This window comes from Alteromonas abrolhosensis (assembly GCF_001953635.1).
GTDB classification, from domain to species: Bacteria; Pseudomonadota; Gammaproteobacteria; order Enterobacterales; family Alteromonadaceae; genus Alteromonas; species Alteromonas abrolhosensis.
In genome coordinates this window covers 33,908-49,286 of the sequence record NZ_MEJH01000018.1, presented here as the reverse complement: position 1 = coordinate 49,286, position 15,379 = coordinate 33,908, and the positions used below count along the sequence as shown (strand labels likewise).

At 43.4% G+C, this 15,379-nt stretch carries 21 protein-coding genes; 13 read left to right on the top strand and 8 right to left on the bottom strand.

What is annotated here, in order from left to right; translation table 11 throughout:
- The first annotated feature begins 270 nt into the window (after positions 1–270).
- The 3 genes from BGK61_RS19650 (at position 271) to BGK61_RS18615 (ending at position 1,815) form a co-directional block, all read left to right on the top strand.
- Positions 271–606 (top strand): hypothetical protein, encoded by a 336-nt coding sequence (locus BGK61_RS19650; protein WP_076011620.1) that lies wholly within the window; start codon positions 271–273, stop codon positions 604–606.
- A gap of 162 nt (positions 607–768) precedes the next feature.
- Positions 769–1,362 carry a hypothetical protein gene (locus BGK61_RS18620; RefSeq protein ID WP_039219410.1) on the top strand — a complete coding sequence of 198 codons (594 nt, stop codon included), beginning with the start codon at positions 769–771 and terminating at the stop codon, positions 1,360–1,362.
- Positions 1,363–1,473: 111 nt separating this feature from the next.
- Entirely contained in the window at positions 1,474–1,815 is a 342-nt protein-coding gene (locus BGK61_RS18615; RefSeq protein ID WP_076011619.1) for a hypothetical protein, read from the top strand.
- Between the two features lie 122 nt (positions 1,816–1,937).
- Here BGK61_RS18615 and BGK61_RS18610 read toward each other — a convergent pair whose 3' ends face one another.
- The 3 genes from BGK61_RS18610 to BGK61_RS18600 form a co-directional block, all read right to left on the bottom strand.
- A complete protein-coding gene (locus tag BGK61_RS18610) occupies positions 1,938–2,231 on the bottom strand; it encodes a type II toxin-antitoxin system RelE family toxin (protein ID WP_076011618.1) in 294 nt (97 codons plus the stop codon).
- Positions 2,221–2,469, bottom strand: a complete 249-nt coding sequence (locus BGK61_RS18605; protein WP_039219417.1) for a type II toxin-antitoxin system Phd/YefM family antitoxin — start codon at positions 2,467–2,469, stop codon at positions 2,221–2,223. The genes BGK61_RS18610 and BGK61_RS18605 overlap by 11 nt, the downstream gene beginning before the upstream one ends.
- A 479-nt stretch (positions 2,470–2,948) precedes the next feature.
- Positions 2,949–4,103 (bottom strand): IS110 family RNA-guided transposase, encoded by a 1,155-nt coding sequence (locus tag BGK61_RS18600; protein WP_076011617.1) that lies wholly within the window; start codon positions 4,101–4,103, stop codon positions 2,949–2,951.
- A 153-nt stretch (positions 4,104–4,256) separates the two neighbouring features.
- Between BGK61_RS18600 and BGK61_RS18595 the strand changes: the two genes are divergently transcribed.
- From BGK61_RS18595 to BGK61_RS18555, 7 genes are all read left to right on the top strand, one after another.
- Positions 4,257–4,676, top strand: coding sequence for a GFA family protein (locus BGK61_RS18595; protein ID WP_076011616.1), 420 nt, complete (start codon positions 4,257–4,259; stop codon positions 4,674–4,676).
- 576 nt (positions 4,677–5,252) lie between these two features.
- Positions 5,253–5,492 carry a hypothetical protein gene (locus tag BGK61_RS18580; protein WP_076011613.1) on the top strand — a complete coding sequence of 80 codons (240 nt, stop codon included), beginning with the start codon at positions 5,253–5,255 and terminating at the stop codon, positions 5,490–5,492.
- A gap of 55 nt (positions 5,493–5,547) precedes the next feature.
- Positions 5,548–5,760 carry a hypothetical protein gene (locus BGK61_RS18575; protein WP_076011612.1) on the top strand — a complete coding sequence of 71 codons (213 nt, stop codon included), beginning with the start codon at positions 5,548–5,550 and terminating at the stop codon, positions 5,758–5,760.
- Between the two features lie 152 nt (positions 5,761–5,912).
- On the top strand, positions 5,913–6,347 hold the full coding sequence (locus BGK61_RS18570; RefSeq protein WP_076011611.1) for an energy transducer TonB: 435 nt from the start codon (positions 5,913–5,915) through the stop codon (positions 6,345–6,347).
- On the top strand, positions 6,340–6,768 hold the full coding sequence (locus BGK61_RS18565) for a GNAT family N-acetyltransferase (RefSeq protein WP_076011610.1): 429 nt from the start codon (positions 6,340–6,342) through the stop codon (positions 6,766–6,768). Before BGK61_RS18570 ends, BGK61_RS18565 begins: the two co-directional genes overlap by 8 nt.
- 53 nt (positions 6,769–6,821) lie before the next feature.
- On the top strand, positions 6,822–7,277 hold the full coding sequence (locus BGK61_RS18560) for a GNAT family N-acetyltransferase (RefSeq protein WP_076011609.1): 456 nt from the start codon (positions 6,822–6,824) through the stop codon (positions 7,275–7,277).
- Positions 7,278–7,301: 24 nt separating this feature from the next.
- Positions 7,302–7,631 carry a zinc ribbon domain-containing protein YjdM gene (locus BGK61_RS18555; protein WP_014948132.1) on the top strand — a complete coding sequence of 110 codons (330 nt, stop codon included), beginning with the start codon at positions 7,302–7,304 and terminating at the stop codon, positions 7,629–7,631.
- Positions 7,632–7,721: 90 nt separating this feature from the next.
- On the opposite strand, the gene BGK61_RS18550 is transcribed toward BGK61_RS18555, so the two are convergent.
- Positions 7,722–8,642: a LysR family transcriptional regulator gene (locus BGK61_RS18550; protein WP_014997200.1), complete on the bottom strand. Its 921-nt coding sequence runs from the start codon at positions 8,640–8,642 to the stop codon at positions 7,722–7,724.
- 217 nt (positions 8,643–8,859) lie between these two features.
- On the opposite strand from BGK61_RS18550, the gene glyA reads away from it, so the two are divergent.
- Positions 8,860–10,116 carry a serine hydroxymethyltransferase gene (glyA, locus tag BGK61_RS18545; protein WP_076011608.1) on the top strand — a complete coding sequence of 419 codons (1,257 nt, stop codon included), beginning with the start codon at positions 8,860–8,862 and terminating at the stop codon, positions 10,114–10,116.
- Positions 10,117–10,124: 8 nt separating this feature from the next.
- Here the strand turns inward: glyA and BGK61_RS18540 are convergent, their stop codons facing one another.
- The 4 genes from BGK61_RS18540 to BGK61_RS18525 form a co-directional block, all read right to left on the bottom strand.
- Positions 10,125–10,526 carry a hypothetical protein gene (locus BGK61_RS18540; protein WP_411454485.1) on the bottom strand — a complete coding sequence of 134 codons (402 nt, stop codon included), beginning with the start codon at positions 10,524–10,526 and terminating at the stop codon, positions 10,125–10,127.
- A gap of 210 nt (positions 10,527–10,736) precedes the next feature.
- A complete protein-coding gene (locus BGK61_RS18535) occupies positions 10,737–12,008 on the bottom strand; it encodes an NRAMP family divalent metal transporter (protein WP_076011606.1) in 1,272 nt (423 codons plus the stop codon).
- 220 nt (positions 12,009–12,228) lie between these two features.
- Positions 12,229–13,026, bottom strand: coding sequence for a substrate-binding periplasmic protein (locus BGK61_RS18530; protein WP_014997196.1), 798 nt, complete (start codon positions 13,024–13,026; stop codon positions 12,229–12,231).
- Between the two features lie 19 nt (positions 13,027–13,045).
- Positions 13,046–14,164: a TonB-dependent receptor gene (locus BGK61_RS18525; protein ID WP_014997195.1), complete on the bottom strand. Its 1,119-nt coding sequence runs from the start codon at positions 14,162–14,164 to the stop codon at positions 13,046–13,048.
- Positions 14,165–14,510: 346 nt separating this feature from the next.
- Here BGK61_RS18525 and BGK61_RS18520 point away from each other — a divergent pair, with 346 nt between their 5' ends.
- Together BGK61_RS18520 and BGK61_RS18515 are read left to right on the top strand one after the other, a co-directional pair.
- Positions 14,511–14,897 (top strand): VOC family protein, encoded by a 387-nt coding sequence (locus BGK61_RS18520; RefSeq protein WP_014997194.1) that lies wholly within the window; start codon positions 14,511–14,513, stop codon positions 14,895–14,897.
- A gap of 91 nt (positions 14,898–14,988) precedes the next feature.
- The gene (locus BGK61_RS18515; protein ID WP_014997193.1) at positions 14,989–15,300 is read left to right on the top strand and encodes a hypothetical protein; all 312 of its coding nucleotides are present in this window, start codon (positions 14,989–14,991) and stop codon (positions 15,298–15,300) included.
- The last annotated feature ends 79 nt before the right edge of the window (positions 15,301–15,379 follow it).

Below are 15,379 nucleotides of genomic sequence, written 5' to 3'. Positions count from 1 at the left end.
GTGGAACGAAGGTACTTATCAAAACTTGCCAATGTATTTGGTTGTATCAAGCTATTCTTTGTTAATATTTGCGGTTATTTGCAAAGTTAAAGTACTTGCTTTTGAAAGCGCTGTTTATATCAAAAATAATTTCGGTCGTAACATGCCATTGTTCTAGGGTGGCAACTAACAAGGCGCTCAAGAGGGACCAAAACATGGCGCGCCTTCGGCATTATAGCGCCATATTTTGGCCCCTTAGCTAAGTGTTATRTGCTTGTGGTAGCTTGAAAAATGGAAGTATTTAATAGCAGAAAATGGATGTATTGTGGTGCTGTCCTTATTATACCGACAGCAGCTCTTTTTAAATCACTTATAGAGTGGGCCGTTCCGCTATATTTAGTAGCAATTTTATTAGTTTTTCTCGACCCCTATTTTAAGGAATTACGGTCTCAACAGACTTTAGCTAATAGATACATAATTGTTATTTTGTCCTCTGGTCTTGTTGCTGGGATCATTTCAAATGTATTTCCACAAGCACATGCATGGCTTGTATCTGGTTGGTTTTTATTTTTTGTAGCGTATGGTTGGCCAATAGCAACAAAGATAGATCGTAATAATGGCTCTTAAATACAGCGCATATAACAACCCAATCAACACACTCACTACGTTCGCTGGGACGCATACAAGTGGGGCGGCTTCGCCATTATGCCCCACATGTCTGCGCCCGTTATTGGAAAGTTATATGCCTAGCGCTTCGACTTATATTTTTCATCATTTAAAAGGATTAAAATGCTTTACATAATACTCACTATTCTTCTTTGTTTTCTTGGTGTCTTTACGTTTATACCTAAATTTAAAAGTGTTATTGAGCGTTATAGTGTCGGAATTAATTTCTTTCTTACTCTTGTTGCGACATTAGTTGGTGTTCTATTAGCTATATCTATTACAAATTACGAAGCGAAACAAAAAGAAAAACAAGATGTAATTAAACTTTTACAGTCATCGATTTCTTCAGTAGAGACTTGTTATGAATATAGTGAAGAATTGATAGAATATTTTAATAAATTGCCAAAAGAAGATGAATTGAAGGCTGAGTTCTTTTTAAAAAACCCACCACCATACCCAGAATATTTAGACACTTTCTTAATGCAAAATATAGTCAGCAAAAATTTATCAGGGACAACGTTAAGTGATCTGAACGAATATTTAATCAACCTTAAAAGAAGTCGTACATATAATGCTCCTTTATATCTCAAGGTTTTAGAACAAACACTAAAACTCTTGGAATTTGAAATGGCATATCAAAAAGGTCATATTAATGAAGCTCAATTGGACTTACAGTTAAGTGCAATCGAGAAAATTTTAACGACTACAGGCATATAACAAGTTACTTAAAAGGACGCAAAACGCTTGGCTTGTGCTCCTTCGTCGCTAATTTTAGCCAAGCATTTATGCGCCCCTTAGTAAGGCGTTATAAGTCAAGGAAGCTACTTAATGGAAGTTGAGTTTCAAGCATGGATTGAAAGCATAAAAGATAGACCCTCTCTCAAAGCAATTAATATTGGCTTATTTCAGTCACAAGGTAATTATACGGCATACCTGGTTGGCTCCAATAAATACGACCCAGACAATGATGATTGGGCTTGTAATGAAGACTTCGTCCCATCGAACAAATATTTAATGTTAAATTTAGAAGCAATGGAATGGCAAACTGTTCAACAACATGTCATTGATGCAGTACTAGAAATTCTTAATTCAGGCCAGCAAACAATACTCAATTGTGTACCAAATATTACTGTAGGATTTGACGACGGCGATTTAAAGAGGGTGAAGTGACTTATAACAAACCACTATAGTCACTCGCTGGCGCTCGCTAGGGACAAAAACACGTAGGCTCCCTTCGCTTCGCTCGGTATTATAGCCTACGCATTTTGCCCGTTATGCGGGCCGTTAAACCCTTATTCAGCATCAAGTCTCTTTAATGCTTTTTTGTAAGCCTCATTTCTCTCGCGTTTTCCCACTGCAAGCACTGTAACTACAACTACGTCATCAAGTACCTGATAAACCAACCTATATCCTGATTGACGTAATTTTATTTTATAAACATTATCGGCACCTAACACTCTATCTGGGGCTACGTGCGGTGTTTTTAATCTCTCTGCTAACTTCTCTTTCAGTTGTTGCTGCAAAGTGCTACCTAGTTTATTCCATTCTTTTAAGGCGCTTCTCTTAAACTCTAATTTATAGGTCATCCAAATTCACCGAAACGCTTTCTTCACCTTGCCTTTCACTAACAAGCTGTAGTAGTTCCAGATCCTCCAAACGATCCATCATTTTTTCGTAAATCTCAGCCGGGACACAGTAGAATGCGGGTTCATTCCTATTCAATATAGCGACAGGGTCGCCATATGCACTGCTCGCAACTTTCATAGGGTTAGCTTTTAGTTCAGTAATACTTGCAGCAACATCTGCCAAAACTCTCGCCGCCATAACGGTCTCCTAAAAGGTCTTTAATTAGGTCATTTTAGGCTATCATTGTTGGTTTAACAAGCGCATAAACTCGCTCACTACGTTCGCTGGGACAAAAATACGTAGGCTCCCTGCGCTTCGCTTGGTATTGTAGCCTACGTATTTTTGCCCGTTATGCGGGTGTTGGTATGACTCCCTTTGTCAACCCTGAACGAGCGCTTCCCTGATACTCTTTCAGCCCATAATTAGCTGTTTTCCTCAGTCATACTAAATGAGCTAACGCACCGGATGAGGCAGTAATGTCGTCGGTTGGTATGCTGGTATTCGTAGATTACTTACTCATTGAATAAGCAGAGCTGACTTACATGTTCCGCCGTAGCACCTTCTCGTCAGTCTATGCTCGTGGGTCAATCACGATTAAGTGATTGCCATCATAACACCCTTGTAGGTTGTGCCACATTCCGCGGCCTGACCCGAATGCGTTAGCTCAAACTCGTTTATCATGCAGGTACTCGGCTTAGTCTCAGCTTGGGATTAACCGGTGTAAGTACCACTTCTTTTGCGATAGCCCAGATATATGCGGCCATTTCTCTGGCTATCGCGGTGATGATTAAATTGTAGTGTTTACCCTTTTTACTCATGCGCTGATAGCGTTTGCACAGACGCAGCTGTGCTTTCCAAGCAATATCGACGATGTCTTTGGGTAAGCCTTCTTGCCTTAACTGTAATTCGGTAGAGACATTCGCTGGATACCGATAGCTGTGCGCGCCTTCAATCAGCAAACGCCGTGCTCGGCCATTTCCCGCTTTAGTAATAGCACCTAAGTGCCGCTTTCCGCCTGATGACTGTTCGCTGGGGACTAAACCTAAATATGCCATGAGTTTTCTGGGATGGTCGAAGCGATGTAAATCGCCAAGCTCTGCTACCACGCCAACAGCAACGAGCAATCGAACACCGCGCATCGCCTGAACGGCTTTCACTACCGGATAATAACGCCATTGGTGCATATGATGGGTTAACTCATTGTCGAGCCTTTCTAGTCGCCGGATGCGCTCTTCTATGGTTTGCAATTGTTCTTGTAAGACAATCTGCTGGGCCGGATGAGGCAATATTAATTCAGTGAGCCAGCGAAGGTGTTTCTTCGACCAGTTGGCTGTACCCTCATAACGAATGTTGTTGCGCAGCAGTAGGGCTTTAAGCTGGTGCTTGGCTTCCTTTAAATCTTTCATTGCCGCTTCTCGAGCACGGGATAAGTCACGCACGGCTTCATCTTCCGGCTCAGGTACATAGATGGGGGTAAGGTCTTCCGACTTTAGCAACTTCACCAGTTTCAGCGCATCTCGGCGGTCGGTCTTAATTCGCTCTCCAGGCTTTTTGGGAATAAGAGACGGGGCCACGACATAGCAACAATGCCCTAAACTTGTTATCAGCCGATAACTCCAGTAGCCACAAGGCCCAGCTTCATATACGACGTGAAGTGTTGCGCCGGGATATTTAGATTCAAACTGACGAAGCAGCTTTTTTACACTAACTTTTGATGAAGGTATCCGTCCGTAGTGAACAGGGCTGGCACCACGTTGCTTCTCACAATAAGCTACTTCATGGAATTCTTTGTGCGTATCCAAGCCGATAAAAATCATGCTATGTTTGTTCATGCTAGCCTCCAAATTGATTTAGTATTGAACAAACTAATGATGGACTCCGGCCGGCGCTCCGGTGGCTGAAAAGTTAACCCACGAAAATGCGGGGGCTAGCACTTTCACAGGGAGTCATTGTGTCTATGTGTAATCGAAAGAAAGGAGGCTTTAATGGCGAATAAACATCGAGGTTCATGCCTTTGTGGTAGTGTGAAGTATGAGCTTTTAGGTGAGTTCCAGTCTTTCTTTTTATGCCATTGCACTCGTTGCCAAAAGGGTACAGGCTCGGCTCATGGTGCAAATTTGTTTGCTAAAGCTGGCACCTTAACTTGGTTAAACGGTGAAAGTGATGTCAGAACGTATAAGCATCCAAATTCATTTCATACAAAAAGTTTTTGTTCAAAATGCGGGTCTGCAATCCCAACGTTTGCAGAAAGTATTAACAGCGTAATGGTTCCGGCTGGTAGCCTCGATAGTCCAGTTCCAATTCCGCCTACTGCTAAAATCTTTGTTGGTAGTAGTGCTAAATGGTCTATGAAATTGTGTGATGTACTTAGTTACGAAAGGCTTCCAGAACAAGCTAAGAGCTAAACACATAACAAAGCGTTCAAGCGGAACTCATGCCGCGTGGCATTTTTGGTTTGCGGTGAGTTTTGGTGGTGAAAGTGATCTGCGGAAGGTTGGTTTATGCGACATTCCCCCCTTAACGCGGCGTTAGTTGCCAAGGGCCATATGAGAAGCCTTCAATTACTTAGTTTATTATCTTTATTTATATCGGTCTGCTTATCTTATTGGATCTTAGCTCCAATAGAACCTGACTCAAGCGGGGCATCTGCGGGTGCTGCTGGCCTCTCATTAATGTTTATAGTGCTTCCACTATTTTGTTGCTCAGCTTTGGGCTCTATCACTTCGACAGTTGCGCTACTAAGTCCTAAAATACGAAAGACTTTCAACTTTACAGGTTTGTTTTGGCGCTTTATTTGGTTTCTCAACGCCATTATATCTTTAGGCTATATCGCATTTGGGCTATATGTGACATATGCTAATATTTTCGGCTAGACAACTAACAAAACACTAAAGGCACTCGCGCTGCTCGCTGGGACGCTAGGTACTTCTTGGTTAACCCAAATAGTCATTTTCATTATTTAAGAAAGGAAGCCTATTTAAATGGAACATAATTTTGCAACTCAGGGCATGGTCAGTTTCTTATTTGGTATTTTTTGCGCATACTGGGCTCAAGAGACCGATAGGAATCCTTGGCTTTGGTTCTTCTTTGGATTCTTTTTACCTCCCATTGCCGGCATTGTTTTATGTATTAAAAATAGCAGTGATAAAAAAGAAGTAACCTCTTCTTTGCCACCGCATTTGGCTCAAAGAATCAAAGCGCGAGAAAAGGCGATGAAGTAATATGCACGTACCTAACAAACGCTTCTAACAATATTTTTGATAAGGAATTTAAACTATGAATATTGATGCCACGCTTGTGGGACAACTAATTTTCGTTCTCGCCATAGTTATGGCGGTTGTTGGCTTTTACCTTGGCAAACGCAAAACTCAAACACCATTCCTTGTATCTGCATTAGGCTTTGTTAGTGCCTTAGTTCCCCCTTTGGCTCTCATTTTCCTCATCGTTCTTGTACTAAAAAGCGATGTTCAACAAACATATGAAAACTAACTAACGTTCACAGCAATTTGATCGCTCCGCCTCTTTTTAAAAAGCAAATGTTTCCTATAACGTAAAATGTTCGATTAATTATCTCTGCTCAACGCACAAATCGTGTTAGCGTAGCATTCAGGAAATATGTCAAACAACACAAGGAAAGTTACATGTTGTATAAAGCGTCACTATTGTCACTCTGCTTACTGTCTGTAGGCTCCTTTGCCACTACCATTCATGGCACGGTAGAGCTTACGCACTTATCCCCCACTCAAGCAGAAAGTACATGGCTAAGAGAAAATCAGGTTGTGCCTCGCTATCCAATGAAGCTTGCACAAAAAGGTATTGCCGGATGCGGTATTTTTAAAGTTAACGTTGATGCTGAAGGTACCACTAAGAGCATTACATTAGTTAACTCGGTACCTAAAAGGGTTATCGAAAAACCTGCGGCTAGAGTCATAAAGGAATGGGAGTGGACACTGGCAGAAGGAAAGTCGGCTGCGAATGAAGAAAAGCTGATTCGACTGGATTTCTGTTTGGGCGCAAGCTCTGAAGAAGAAGCTAATCAACAGTGTAAACAACAGGCTAGCATGGCGTGTGAATAGTAGATTTGTTCCAACCACAAATTTACAAAGGGCGGCGGAGTTTACCTTCGCTAACATGCGCGATTATTACGCGCAGTTCGCCCCTGATTGGGACGAGTCAAAAGTGCTTAGCGTTACGGCAAACCTGATCAACTACGACATTCAAATTGATGGCGATACTGTGGGTGTCATGCGCCTTGAATACGAAGGTAACACTTGTATATTACGCGACCTTCAAGTTATACCCAGTGCACAGAATAAAGGCTTAGGCAGCGCTGCCATTAAAGAAGCGGAAAGGCTTGCGTTAGAAGCTAATTCTAACTCGCTTACCTTACGGGTTTTTAAAATTAGTCCTGCAGTTTCACTTTATAAACGAGCAGGCTTTATCGTTCAAAGCGAAGACGACCGCTTTTTTAACATGATTAAACCCTTAAATATTTAATACTCAGGCTAGCGAAGTCGCCTATGTCTTAATACATCTAAAGGCCAAAGCACATGAAGATTATTATTGATGATCTCACCGGAGGAGAAGTGCTAGCACTTTTAGAAGAGCATTTGTCTGATATGTACGCCACATCACCACCAGAAAGCGTACACGCACTGGATGTTAACGCCCTAAAAGCCCCAAACATTACTTTTTTTAGTGGCTGGAAGCAGCAACAGCTTGCTGGTTGTGTGGCTATTAAAACCCTTGATACACATAGCGCCGAGCTAAAATCTATGCGTACTGCGAAACCTTTTAGAGGATGCGGTGTGGCGTCTCAGTTATTACTTTTTGCCTTAGAACATGCGAAAATGGAAGGGTTTAGTTCGGTAAGTTTAGAAACGGGAACGCAAGACTACTTCTTGGCGGCTAGAACGCTATATAAAAAGTTTGGTTTTGTTGATTGCGGTCCATTTGGCAATTACTCCATCGATCCCAATAGCCACTTTATGACCCGAGCGCTTTAATTTAGTACTTTAAGAGAATTCCACATGTCGTTACCTCCTTGCCCGCATTGCCAATCAGAATATGTATACGAAGATCAGCCTCTACTTATTTGCCCTGAATGTGGACACGAGTGGAACCCTAACGAAGTAGAAGAGGAAGTATCAGCAAAAGACTTCAACGGTACACCGTTAGTAGCCGGTGACAAGATTACGCTAGCAAAAGATTTGAAGGTAAAAGGCAGTTCGCTGGTACTTAAAATTGGAACGAAAGCCGTTATCCGTCACGTGAAAGATGCCAAAGACCACCAGCTAGATTGCAAAGTAGATGGCGCTGGTGAAATGATGCTAACTGCGCAGTTTGTTAAAAAGGCATAGACGGCACTTTACTTTAATGCCTTTCTCCTTTCAGCGCGCTCATCAATTGATTGACTACTGGGCGCGCTAGTTATCCCCTGCTATTTCCTCTTAAAAATTTGCGACTTCGTTAGTAATAGTTTCAGTAAGTAAGCTAATCGCTTTAGATGACACCTTCTGAGGGTTAACCAAACAAACGCCCACATGCCCTAGCTCGGGCAAACTTTCTGAATTTGACAATACATGCAGCCCAGACGGCACCGAACTTTTTGCTAGAACGGTTATACCCAACCCTTCATTAATGGCTGTTTGAATGCCGTTTAAGTCAGCGATGGTATACACCACCTGCCACGGTTTTTTGATAGCCGATAGAAGACTGGTTGCTCGTTTGCGGTAAATACACGGCGACGGCGCCGCAATAATTGGAAGTTTAGCAGGCACACTGTTTACAAAACGCTGGCTGCCTACCCATACCAGTTGATCTGAAATGATGTAGCCGTCTTGTTGAGGATCTGGTGTTTCTTGTAACGAAAGAATTAAATCGAACTGGCTTTTAAGCGGCTCACTAAGTAAGTCTTTACTTAGCGCACAATGCACCTCTAGCGATATTTCCGGGTAGGTTTGCGTGAACCGTCGAATTATTTTAGGCATAAGTGTTGTACTAAATTCGCTGGGAATGCCTAACCGAATATTCCCCGTAACCTGCGGCTTACCGAATTCGGCCATTGCCTGATCGTTAAGTGCGACTATCTTTTCACCATATGACAGTAAGCGACTACCAGCGCCAGTTAGCGCTAAACGATTTTTGTCGCGGGAAAATAGCTTTTCCCCAATCATTTCTTCTAACTTTTTAATCTGTAAGCTGATGGCAGGTTGGGTTCGTTGCAGCTGTTCAGCACATTGGGTATAGCTACCCGTCTGTGCAATAAGTACAAACGAGCGCAGAAAATCTATAGACAAGTTTTTCATTACCTTGCTTAACACCTTTATTTTAACGTTGCGTTGCTGCGTGTGAGGTTTTCGTGTCGCCATGCGCGCTTAGCTCTATAAAGAGCATTGACTTGCCTAGCGTTAAACCCACTTACGATGAGAAAACCTCAAACCCTGTTCCGTTTTCGACGCTTTACTAACGGCAAACTCGCAAACATAGCCATTTAATAAAGTTATGATGCCATATTTTTTATTAATTTTATTTATTCTTTTTGTGCTCCTAGTATCAAATAAAAAATAACGACATTTAGGAGCCTGCATGAACCCTCTAAACCATCATCTTCAACAACAAGACCCAGATATCGCACAGTTTATTGCGCAAGAGAATGATCGCCAAGAGCATCACATTGAACTGATTGCATCGGAAAACTACACCAGTAAAGCCGTTATGCAGGCGCAAGGTAGCCAGCTAACTAATAAGTATGCCGAAGGCTATCCGGGCAAGCGCTATTACGGTGGCTGCGAGGCGGTAGACAAAGTAGAACAGCTTGCCATTGACAGAGCTAAAGCGCTGTTTGAGGCAGATTATGTGAATGTGCAGCCTCACTCTGGCTCTCAAGCGAATACCGCAGTCTATATGGCGTTGTTAAACCCTGGCGATACCATTCTTGGATTGAGTCTTGATCACGGTGGGCACCTGACTCACGGAGCTAAGCCAAATTTTTCAGGCAAGCTCTATAACGCCATACAGTATGGGCTAAACACTGAAACCGGTGAAATTGACTATGCACAAGTAGAAGCTTTGGCTAACGAGCACAGGCCTAAAATGATTGTAGCAGGCTTCTCTGCTTATTCTCGCGTGGTCGACTGGCAGAGGTTCAGAGACATCGCCGATAGCGTAGGCGCGTATTTACTCGTAGATATGGCACATGTTGCAGGTCTTGTGGCAGCGGGTGTCTACCCCTCTCCAATTAACGCGGCGCATGTGGTTACTACCACTACCCACAAAACGTTACGTGGTCCTCGTGGCGGGGTGATTATGTGTAAGTCTAATCCAGAGCTTGAAAAGAAATTCAACTCACTGATTTTTCCTGGTATTCAGGGCGGCCCACTTATGCACGTTATCGCAGCTAAAGCTGTTGCGTTCAAAGAAGCCATGACAGCGGAATTCAAGACTTATCAAAAGCAAGTGATCACCAATGCACGCGCTATGGCTGATGTATTTATGAAGCGTGGTTTTGATGTGGTATCTAACGGTACCGACAACCATATGTTTCTGCTAAGTCTCGTGAGCAAAGGCATGACGGGGAAAGAAGCTGACGCTATCTTAAATGGGGTGAATATTACGGTGAACAAGAACACCGTACCTAACGACCCGCAATCGCCGTTTGTAACAAGTGGGATTCGAATTGGTACCCCTGCGGTAACCTCGCGTAACTTTAGTGAAGACGATTGCGCACAACTGGCCCACTGGATTTGCGACGTGTTAAGCGCACCTGAAGACAGAGCAGTGATACAACAGGTTAAAGACAGTGTGGCAGCGCTAACTGCGGCACGCCCCGTTTATACTAAATAACACTAGCACTATACAGAGCGAACTCGTGCGTTGCAGGTTGCTACCATTACTCGCCACACGAGTTTAGCTCGCTCATTGAACTGTACGGTTTCCACGCCCCACGCTTCTTCCATTGCATGTTGCCACACGTTGCATGTTTCTATTTTGTCGCCGTACAAGGGGGCTAACGATAAGCTAATGCGTAGCGATTCCAACCATTCTCTAAATAGCGGGTCGTGATGACCTGATTCACGCATTTGAGAAAGCTGTAGCGATGCTTGCTGCTTTATACCTTGCAGCCTTTTATAAATTTCACGAGGGTCGTCTTGCTGACCTAGAAGATGAAGCTCTCGCTCAATGTCATAAGCGTTATGCCACGGGATAGTTTGAGGCACCTCTTCTGAGCACCCCAAAATAGCCACACATAGCATGCCGAGCAGCAAGAAATTCTTGCCTATATATGGTAGAGATGAAAAGGATGTAATTGCCACACGCTCCAAGCCGCGAACTCCTCAAACGATGTCATCTTCAGTATAGAAGAGTATTGCGCTAAGGCTCACATAAGTGCGCGTAATTAAACTAATTTACTATGGTGGACCTTAACGCGTAATTCGAGGAGCCGAGCTAACGCAAGGAAGCGGTTAGCTAAACCACTTCCACCAAATAAACACGAGTAGAAAGCCAAACAGATAAGCCAACCCTAAATAGCTAAGCATTTTCACTACAACATTGGGTGCAGCATCTTCATGAAGTTTTGTCTGTGCAACCAGCTTATGATTAAGCCATGCAAACATGGGGGTAGTAACAAAGGCCAATGTCATTGCAAAACCTAGCATTGCCAGTAACGCTGATTTGAAGAACAGCACTATGATAAAGCTTGCCACTGCCATAAATAGCAGTACTGGCGTAACCAGCGTATTTCGTGCGTTTTTATCCTTATTAAAAAGTAGCGCTATCGCTTCAGCAACGACTCTCGCGTAGCCGTCGTATACAGTTAACGCCGAACCAAAAATACACAAAAATGCCACCAACGCGATAAGCCAATGCGCCCACTGCCCTATGGTTGATGAGTACATACTAATAAGCTGATGAGAAAAGCCGATACCGCTGGCACTTAATTCTGTACCACTGCCATATAAAATTAGTGCTCCTAAGCCCAGAAACAGCAATGCGAGTAACACTGTGACGGCATAACCTAAATTGAAATCAAAAAGTGCTGACTTCGGCGTTACCGCTTGGCTTTTGCATTGGCGCTTTAGCCAAAGCGAAGTAATGGACGAGATTTCGATAGGCGCAGGCATCCACCCCATTGTAACTACTAAGAAGCCTAATGTTGCAAGCGTCCAAGGCGAAGGCGGTGCCACGGCAAGTGCTGGGGAAGCAGAATAATTGCTCAGCGCCACCACGAATACGGCAACCGTCGCCACCACAAGTACGCCCATTATGCCTTTGGCGATATTGTCTAACCCTTCAAAATGCCCAGCTAGTAGAATGATTAAAATGAGCACCAACACCACTGACGCCGACAGCGTTATAGCAATATCAAAAGGAATAAAGTAAGACAATAAGCTTGCAGCAAACAGCAACAGTGCAGCTGCGTTCACCACTGAAGCAATAGTGTTTAAGCCTAAGGCAATAGCCAAATACCGTTTACCCATTTCTAGGTAGCCTTGCTGCAACGTTTGTTTGGTACTAATGGTGTAACTAACACCTGCCCTAAAAAATGGGTATTTGAGGAGATTAACGACAAGGATCAGCAGCGCTAACTGCCAACCAAATTTAGCCCCAGCTTGGGTTGATGCCACGAGGTGACTGCCGCCCACCGCCGCTGTTGCCATTAGTACGCCAGGACCGAGTAACTTTAATAGTGCAATACAACGGGCAAAGAACGATGTTTCAGCTGAATACGACAAGGCAACCTCTAGATGGGCATTTCAAAATAGCCGTCAACCATATCAGGTATATTATGAACAGAAAAGAGAGTACGCGCTCATCTGCAAGGCTAGCCATGTAAGCGACCAAACCTAGGTTTACTTATGCAATTTATTCTGCATTTTTAAGAAGATAACAAGACCGGAAAATAGAAAGAGATTCGGGTTGAGATAATTCCCGTACCTAAACCCGAAAACACAATTAACGTCTATCGAAATTCACTTTTTTCTGCGGATGCTGGTAATAACCTTCCTTAAGCAGACGTTTAAAGCGGGTTAGCTTTCCATCTAGCGTTAGCTCCTCAAGCCCCTTGTTGAACAATGACAAAATAAGCTGACTATCGCTTTGTCCTTTGGGAACTAGCAGATGGGTGGTCACAGTAGAGATGAACGGCTTAATAGGCATTACATCTCTGCGGTCGCCGCTATTGAAGTCACGCTGCAGCAAATACCAACCGGTAAGTTCATCAATGGGGAAAACATCGATTTTTCCGTCAATCAGCGCCTGTAGATTTTCTTTGTCGGTGGCACTTTCCACAACGTTATTGCCATTTTTAATGTAAGCGGCAAGCTCGTCATTGTATAAATAGCCCTCTGTCACGCCCATTTTTAAGTCTTTTAGGTCGCTTAGTTCAGCCCATGTATCGGGCCCTTTTTCAGCATTAACGTAAAACACCAAGCTTTCCGCACTAATAGGGTTACTGTGGAAAAACTCACTTTCTCGGGCCCGCACAAAGTTGCCGTATGAGATGGCGTCATACTCGCCTTTAAGGGTGGCTTCTAGCGCCTCTTCCCAAGGTAAGGATACAAACTCAACAATAACGCCTGTCTCTAAAAAGGCATCGGCAATAATATGGTTAATGTAGCCGTCGTGCTGCATATCAGTAGAGGTGTAAGGGGCGTACTCTGTGGTGGCTATTCGCAGTTTCATCCACGCATGGGCAAAACTTTGCATTGGTATTAGCGCTAGAATGAATGTCGCTATCAGTAGTAATCGCATGTCAAAGTCCTGTTAGTAATTAGAAGTAAATGCCAAGGTTAATGTTCAGGCGGTGGGTGGTCTCTTGTCTTCCACCTAAATCCAGCCCAACGCCAGGCCCACCTGAGAACCACATATTCTTGCCTTGAATACTATCTACATATACAAACAATTTATCCCAGCCAAAACTACAGCCATTTACCCACTGCGATGAATTTTTTCCTTCACTCCCCTCACCTTTAGCAACGCTGTACTCTGAATAGCAAGTTAGTGATTCGATGTGGGTAAATTTGTAAGGCACGGAATACACTAGGTTAGCTGAGTAGGTTTTGCCATCTGCGGCGGCTAGGAATGGAAAGGTGAAAGAGGATAGCGCTATGCGATCGTCTGCCTGCCCCTCTGGTGCAGCTAAGTCGTATTCGTAATCGATGTATTGTAATTCAAACTTAACGTCACCCTGGGTATGACGCATGTGAACCGCATACGCGCTCATATCGCCATCATCTAAGGTATCTAAGTTTAAGATGTTTCCGTATTGATAAGACACACCAATGTCAGTGGTGCCACCGCGAATGAAGTTAGCCGTGTAGTTTGCGCGTAAATTATATTGACCGTCTTCTTTATTTCGGTACTCACCGTCGTCTGCTACATCAAATGAATAACGCCCGAACTCAGCTGCATCGTTGTACTCATCATTCATGAAGTAGGCAGCTTGGAAATCCCAATTTCCCCAGTCGTGATTTATCTTCACCCCGGCATCATAGTCGTCCTCGAAACCAAGGTAATAATTCACTGAAAACCAAAAGCTGTTACTTGCAAAGGGCTGTAAACCAAATGGCGTTTGAGTTATGCCTGCAGTTATCTGGGTAAGCTCGTCGTAATGGTAAGTAAGTTCAGCGAATCGGACTGTGTCAAAGTCGGTGTTTTCATACCAACGATATTCTGCTTTATAGCTAAATTGGTCTGACTCACCGGATACGCCTAGTTTGAATGATTCAAACTCGAAGCCATCCCTGAACTCGGGAATTTGCCAGTCTTGGTGTCCATAATTAACCCTTACGTGACCGCTTAAATTGAAAGGGAGTTCATCAGCATTTGCCGTGCTCATGGTACACGTAGCTATTGAAACCAAAGAAAATGCGGATAGTAGCTTGTTCATTACTGTTCCTGTATTCAATTTTTGGTGGGAACCCTTTGCGAAATTTCGCCTCTAATAAAGCAAAGGGCGTTATATCGCTTCGGTGAATCGCGCACCAAAATAAATCCTTCAGTACTAACAATACTGGGCAAACCTTACAAAAAGATCATTTGTTAAGTACAAACTTATATGCTTCAGCAGAATGCGTTCAAATACGCGCCAATAGCACTCTGTAAAACACGGCGTGTAATGAAACCACTTAACGGCTCAACGATTAACATCAGCTGACAATTCGTATTTCAGCACTGGCAGCTTTTAGGTAGTATTCACCGCTTTCTGACGTACTTTTTTAATTGAACTGGATTTTATGACCCAACACCTTTCCGCCATTACATTTTTTGTCGACGATTACGACCGTGCCATTGAATACTTCACCACAGTATTAAATTTCACATTAACCGAAGACAAAGTGACGGGTGAAGAGTCGCGCTTTGTATTAGTAACGCCACCCAACAGCTCTGCTAGCTTGCTATTAGCACAGGCGAAAAACGCCACCGAAAAGGCGCTTATAGGTAACCAAGCAGCAGACAAAGTCTTTTTAATATTAAATACCGATAACTTCTGGCGCGACTTTGACACTATGAAAAGCAAAGGGGTGACATTTTTAGAAGACCCTAGAGAAGAAGTGTATGGTACGGTAGCCATATTTAAAGATTCGTTCGGCAATAAGTGGGATTTGATCCAAACAGCCTAAATCCGCTTTATATAAGTGCGCCCTGCCACCGCAATTAATCAGGTTACAGGGTTCAATCGCACGAGTTAAAGATGTAGAGGAGAAGTGAAACGTGCAAGCCATGAAACGATCCATTATTGCAGATGTCGTTGCAATAGCGGCGATAGCACTATTGATCACGATAACGTTTTACTGGATTGAAGCGAGACGAGAGGTCATCATTCTTTGCGATAACTTCACGCCTGGGGTGTCTAAAAAAAGCGTAGAGCGTCAGTTGGATACTGCCAACTTATTGCTTTGGGATACTGAGTTTGTCGCAAATGGCAGCAAGATTGAAGCATATAGCCCTCTGCATTTAGGTATTATGAAATGCAGCGTAGAATTTAATAAGCAAGACATCGTTGTTTTCTCCGTTGTTGAGTAGCATCTTCCTAGCAAAAGGTTTTTCATTTACCGGTTAAGTGAACCACCTTGGTGCAACGTTTACATTGACGCAACACCCT